Annotated in this window: 4 protein-coding genes; 3 read left to right on the top strand and 1 reads right to left on the bottom strand. The window is 71.3% G+C overall.

What is annotated here, in order from left to right; all coding sequences use genetic code 11:
* Nucleotides 1-170 precede the first annotated feature (170 nt).
* The 3 genes from AC08OQ_RS17150 to AC08OQ_RS17140 are packed head-to-tail and all read left to right on the top strand — an operon-like array spanning nucleotide 171 to nucleotide 2887.
* Nucleotides 171-1529: a phosphomannomutase/phosphoglucomutase gene (locus AC08OQ_RS17150; RefSeq protein ID WP_476605738.1), complete on the top strand. Its 1359-nt coding sequence runs from the start codon at nucleotides 171-173 to the stop codon at nucleotides 1527-1529.
* Nucleotides 1529-1726 (top strand): Trm112 family protein, encoded by a 198-nt coding sequence (locus tag AC08OQ_RS17145; RefSeq protein ID WP_476605739.1) that lies wholly within the window; start codon nucleotides 1529-1531, stop codon nucleotides 1724-1726. The genes AC08OQ_RS17150 and AC08OQ_RS17145 overlap by 1 nt, the downstream gene beginning before the upstream one ends.
* 15 nt (nucleotides 1727-1741) lie before the next feature.
* Entirely contained in the window at nucleotides 1742-2887 is a 1146-nt protein-coding gene (locus AC08OQ_RS17140; protein WP_462188240.1) for an SIS domain-containing protein, read from the top strand.
* A 58-nt stretch (nucleotides 2888-2945) separates the two neighbouring features.
* Here the strand turns inward: AC08OQ_RS17140 and AC08OQ_RS17135 are convergent, their stop codons facing one another.
* Nucleotides 2946-5180, bottom strand: coding sequence for a transglycosylase domain-containing protein (locus AC08OQ_RS17135; protein ID WP_476602225.1), 2235 nt, complete (start codon nucleotides 5178-5180; stop codon nucleotides 2946-2948).
* Nucleotides 5181-5717 lie beyond the last annotated feature (537 nt).

Here is a 5717-nt window from a genome sequence, read left to right as displayed (position 1 = left end):
GGTACCGGTGGTCCGGTGAGTGGTTCGGCGCGACTTCGCCCGGACGCGGTCCTGGCGGTGCCGGACCCGGCGGATAAGGTCAACCGAGCCGGTCGCAGCAGTGGCCGCGCGGCCGGGGGGGCACCATTCACCCGGTGCCGGGGGACACCAGGGAGAAGGGGTTGGAAGGGATGCGTGACCTCTCGCGGATCTTCAAGGCGTACGACGTGCGTGGCGTGGTGCCGGCGGAGTTCGATGCCGACGTCGCCCGAGCCACCGGAGCCGCCTTCGTGCGGCTGCTCGGCGCCCCGCGGATCGTGACCGCGCACGACATGCGGGAGTCGTCGGTCCCGCTCGCCGAGGCCTTCGCCGAGGGGGCGGTCAGCCAGGGCGCGGACGTGATCGCCGCCGGGCTGGGATCCACCGATCTGCTCTACTTCGCCGCCGGTTCGCTGAACATTCCGGGTGCGATGTTCACCGCGTCGCACAACCCGGCGAAGTACAACGGCATGAAGCTCTGCCGGGCCGGCGCGGCACCCATCGGCCAGGAGACCGGGCTCGCCGACATCCGCGCGATGATCGAGGCGGGCATTCCCGCCGGTCCCGGTCGTCGCGGCACCGTGACCCGGCGGGACCTGCTGGACTCCTACGTGCGTCATCTGCGCACCCTGGTCGACCTGGCGGGGATCCGGCCGCTGACGGTCGCCGTGGACGCGGGTAACGGCATGGGCGGGCTGACCGTCCCGGCCACCTTCACCGGGCTGCCGCTGACAGTGATCCCGCTCTACTTCGAGCTGGACGGCTCCTTCCCGAACCACGAGGCGAACCCGATCGAGCCGGCGAACCTGCGGGACCTGCAGGCCGCCGTCCGCAGCTCCGGAGCCGACATCGGCTTGGCCTTCGACGGCGACGCCGACCGCTGCTTTGTCGTCGACGAGCGGGGGGAGATCGTCTCTCCGTCGACCATCACCGCCCTGGTGGCCGATCGCGAGCTGGCCCGGGAGCCGGGGGGCACGGTCATCCACAACGTCATCGTCAGCCGGGCGGTCCCCGAGTTGGTCACCGAGCGCGGGGGCGTCCCGGTCCGCACCCGCGTGGGCCACTCGTTCATCAAGGCCGAGATGGCCCGTACCGGCGCGGTCTTCGGTGGCGAGCATTCCGGTCACTTCTACTTCCGCGACTTCTGGCGGGCGGACTCCGGCATGCTCGCCGCGCTTCATGTGCTCGCCGCGTTGGGCGGCCAGGACCGGCCGCTGTCCGGGCTGCTCGGGGGGTACGCCCGTTACAGCGCGTCCGGTGAGATCAATTCCGAGATCGCGGACGCCGCGGCGGCGATGAACGTGAGCGAGAAGGCGTACGCGCCGGACGCCGCCGACGTGGACCACCTGGACGGGTTGACGATCTCCTTCTCGGACGGATCCTGGTTTAACCTCCGCCCGTCCAACACCGAGCCGCTGTTGCGGCTCAACGTGGAGGGGCCCGACGACGCCACGATGCATCGGCTGCGCGACGAGATCCTCGCTCGCATCCGGAGCGGAAGGGAAGCCTGATGAGTCTCGACCCGCTGCTGTTGGAGATCCTCGTCTGCCCGTGCAGCAAGCACGGTGAGCTGCGGCCCGACGAGCTGGGCGGTGCCCCCGTGCTGGTGTGCCTCGCCTGCGGCCTGGCGTTCCCGGTGTGTGACGACATCCCGGTGATGCTGCTCGACGAGGCGGTCCCGTTCTCCGGCGCGCCGGCGTCGAACTGACGCCGCGGCCTCGACGTGTACCTCGACGAGGCGATCCTCGACGACACCGCCCGCATTGACGCCGGTCACGCCGGCGGTCTCCTGCCGCACATCGCCTCCGCCGCCCGCCAGGTCCGTCGCGGTGCCACCCTCGCCCAGGAGGCCGGGGTCGCTCGCCTTGCCGCTGACGGGCGGCCCCGGGCGGTCGTCGTGGTGGGGGTGGGCGGCGCGGCGCTGGCCGCCGGGGTGCTCGCCGCCGTCGCCGGGCCGGCCAGCCCGGTGCCCGTCATCGGTCACCACACCTACGGCCTGCCGGGCTGGGTGGGGGTGGCCGACGTCGTCCTTGCGGTGTCGGCGTCCGGTACCTCCGCGGAGACCTGTTCGGCGGTGGAGGAGGCGAACCGGCGCGGCGCGCGGGTGGCCGTGGTCGCCCCTGCCGACACCCCCCTGGCCCACCTGGCCGGGGTGGCCGGTGCGCCCCTCGTCGTGACCTCGGCGGAGCAGCCCGCTCGTGCCGCCCTGTGGTCGTTGTCGCTGCCACTGATCATCGTCGCCCGGGCCCTGGGTATCGCGCGGGTGGCGGACGAGGCGATCGAGGCGGCCGCCGTCCGCCTCGAGGACGTCGCGACCCGCTGCCGTACGTCCAGCGAGTCGTTCGTCAATCCGGCGAAGACGCTGGCGCTCGAGCTGGCCGGTACGTTGCCGATCATCTGGGGAACCTCACCGGTGACGAACGTGGTGGCCGAACGTGCCGTCACCCAGCTCGCGACGAACGCGAAGTATCCGGCCATCGCCGGGGCGCTGCCGCATCCCGCCCGCCACCAGGTCGCGCTGTTCGACGGTGCTTTCGGCGCGGGTCTCGCGGCTGGCGGCCCGGTGCGCGACGACTTCGACGACTTCTTCCGCGACCGCGCCGAGGAGGACGAGTCGATCCGGCTCCGCCTGGTCCTGCTGCGCGATCCCGACGTCGAACGCCTGGATGTCGCCCGGCAGGCCGAGGCGGCGGTGGCGGTGGCGGCCGAGCGAGGCGTCGGCGTCACCGAACTGCGCGCCGACGGCGGCGGGCCGCTGGAACGGCTCGCCTCACTCATCGGCCTGTTCGACTACACGGCCGTTTATCTCGCCCTAGCGATCGGGGTCGATCCCGTGCAGGTGCCCGCGGCCCACGACCTTAGGCGTTGACCAGGACCTTAGGCGTTGACCAGGATCTCAGGCGCTGACCAGGCCGCCGGAAGGCTGGCTAGCGGCCGGCAGGCTGATCCCCTCTGCCGGATCCTGGTTCGACGCCGTTCTGAGGCTGCTGCGGCTGTCCCTGGTTCTGCCCGCTCTGGCCCGTGCCGGGCTGGGCGCCGCCTCCCTGTGGCTGTCCGCCCATGCCGGGAAAGATCTGCTGACCCAGGTTCTGCAACAAGTCGCCGAGGCCCTGACCGGGCGCCGGTGCTGGCGGGGTGTTCTGCAGACCTCCCTTGGTGCCGCGCGCGACGGTCGGATCGGCGCCGGGCAACGGGACCACCGGCCGGTTGGCCAGGGCGGCCCGCATCGACTTGCTCCAGATGATCGCGGGCAGGTCGCCGCCGAAGACATGGGGCCAGGTCCGGCCGTCGGCGACGACGCCCCGCAGCGGGTGGCTCTCCGCCCCCATGGGGTCGCCGACGGATACCGCCGCGGCGAGCTGCGGGGTGAAGCCGACATACCAGGCGGCCGAGAACTCGTCGGTGGTGCCGGTCTTGCCTGCCGAGGGGCGGTCGATGGCGGCCTTGGTCCCGGTCCCGCGGACCGGGACGCCGGCGAGCACACTGGTCACGGTGTCAGCAACACCCTTGGCGAGTACCTGTTCGCACTGCCGCGGCTGGGCGATGTCGATCGGGTCGTGGCTGGAGTCGATGGCCTCGGTGGCGAAGCGGGGCGTGCAGCGCACCCCGCCGCCGGCGATCGTCGCGTAGGCGTCGGCCATCTGCAACGGGGAGACGTACATGTACTGGCCGCCGCCGATGGCGGTGGCCCCGTCGGTGGAGCCGATCTTGTCTGCCTTCGGCGGTGTGACGCCCAGGCGTTTGGCCATCTCCAGGACCGCCGGGACGCCGGTCTTCTCCGCGAGCTGCACGTAGAAGGTGTTCACTGAGTCCCAGGTGCCCTTGGGGATGTCGTAGATGCCGGCCTCGGCGGGATCGGAGTTCGAGAAACCCCTGGGGCAGTCGCCCTCACCGCGGTCCAACGGGAACTTCTTGGTCTTGTAGCAGGCCGGGGAGTAGAAGGCCGTTGAGGTGCCGTAGCCCTGTTCGAGCGCGGCGGCGAGCACGAAGGTCTTGAACGTCGACCCGGGCTGGAAGGTGGCGCTGGTCGGCAGCGGTACCACCGTCTGGTTGACGGCTGTGTTCGAGCCGTACACCCGGTTCACTGCCATGGCGAGGATGTTGCCGGTGCCGGGCTGGATGACGACCTCGGTCGCCGACACCCGGCTGCTCGGTGACACGGTCGAGTTGACGGCGTCCTGCGCCGCCTGCTGCACCATCGGGTCGAGAGTGGTCCTGATGACCAGGCCGCCCTCGTAGATGCGTCGGTTGCGTTCCTCCAGGGTGGAACCGAGCGCCGGGCTCGCTCGCAGCTGGGACCGCACGTAGTCGCAGAAGAACGGCGCCGACGACGTCTCGCAGGAGTCCGCGGCCGGCGGCGGGGCCTTCACGACGTTCAGCGGCATCTGCTTCGTCGCCTCTGCCTGGGTGGTGGAGATATACCCCTCGGCGGCTATCTTGTCCAGCACGGTGTTGCGCCGGGCCAGCGCGGCCTCCGGGTAAGCGGCGGGGTTGTACCGGGACGGACTCTGCACGAGCCCGGCGAGCAGCGCCGCCTGTTCGAGAGTGACCTGGGAGATGGGCACCCCGAAGTAGTGCTCGGCGGCGGTGCCGATCCCGTACGCCCCGTCACCGAAATACGCGATGTTGAGGTATCGCTCCAGGATCTCGTCCTTGGAGAACCGCTTCTCGATGCCCAGGGCGTACCGGAGCTCCTGGATCTTGCGTTCCAGGGAGTTCCCGGCCGCGACCTCTCGCTCCCGCGTGGTGCGGGCGTTCTGCAGCAGCACGTTCTTGACGTACTGCTGGGTCAGCGTCGAACCGCCCTGAGAGACTCCGCCGGCCTCGCTGTTGCGCAGCGCGGCGCGGAAGACGCCCTGTGGGTCGACGCCGCCGTGCTGGTAGAAGCGGGCGTCCTCGATCGAGATGATTGCCTCGCGCATGATCTTCGGGATCTCGTTGCCGGGCACGACGATGCGGTTCTCGGCCCCGCGCAACATGGCGATCACTGATCCGTCGGCGGCCAGAATCGTCGAACTCTGCGGCAACGGAGGCGTGACGAGCTCGGCGGGCAGCCCGAGGAAGTGGTCCGCGCTTCCCTTGGCGAACAGGCCGACCGCACCGACGAACGGCAGGGACAACAACGCGACGACCAGCCCGAGAACGATCGCCGTCAGCCCCATCTTCTTCAGGACCCGACGCCGGTTCACGGGTGGACGGGGGATGAGCGGCCTGCCCGCTCCCCGGCCCCGGCCCCGCCGGCCGCCGCCGGACCGTCGCCCGTGCCGCCGGGGGAGCGACGCGCGGAAGCGCCGTCGTCCGCGTAGGTGACGCCGCTCGCCATGTTGCCCGGCCTGGCGGATCGGGACGGCCTGGCGGATCGGGACGGCGCGGTGGATCGGGGCGGGGTGGGGGCACGTTCCGGCGCGACGGCGTGCGACGGGGCACCCGACCGGGCCGGCTTGCTCGGGTCGGCCGGCTTGCTCGCGCGGGGGGGCGAGGTGGCTCGAGATGGAGTGCTCGACTCCCGTCCGACAGACGTCGACGTCACCCCCTCCGTGGACCGGCGCAAGGGCCGGAGTCTTCCTGGGACCTGTCCAGCATGCGTGAGCCGGCACTTGGTCGCTCACCGGCAGCACCGCCTCGAACCCGGTGCGACGTGGCAGCGGGTGCGCGCCGATTCGTGGCGGTTGGCGCGGACGGTCTGATTCGCAGGTAAC

Source organism: Frankia sp. CcCS3 (assembly GCF_977927575.1).
This window is presented reverse-complemented; position numbering and strand designations above follow the sequence as displayed.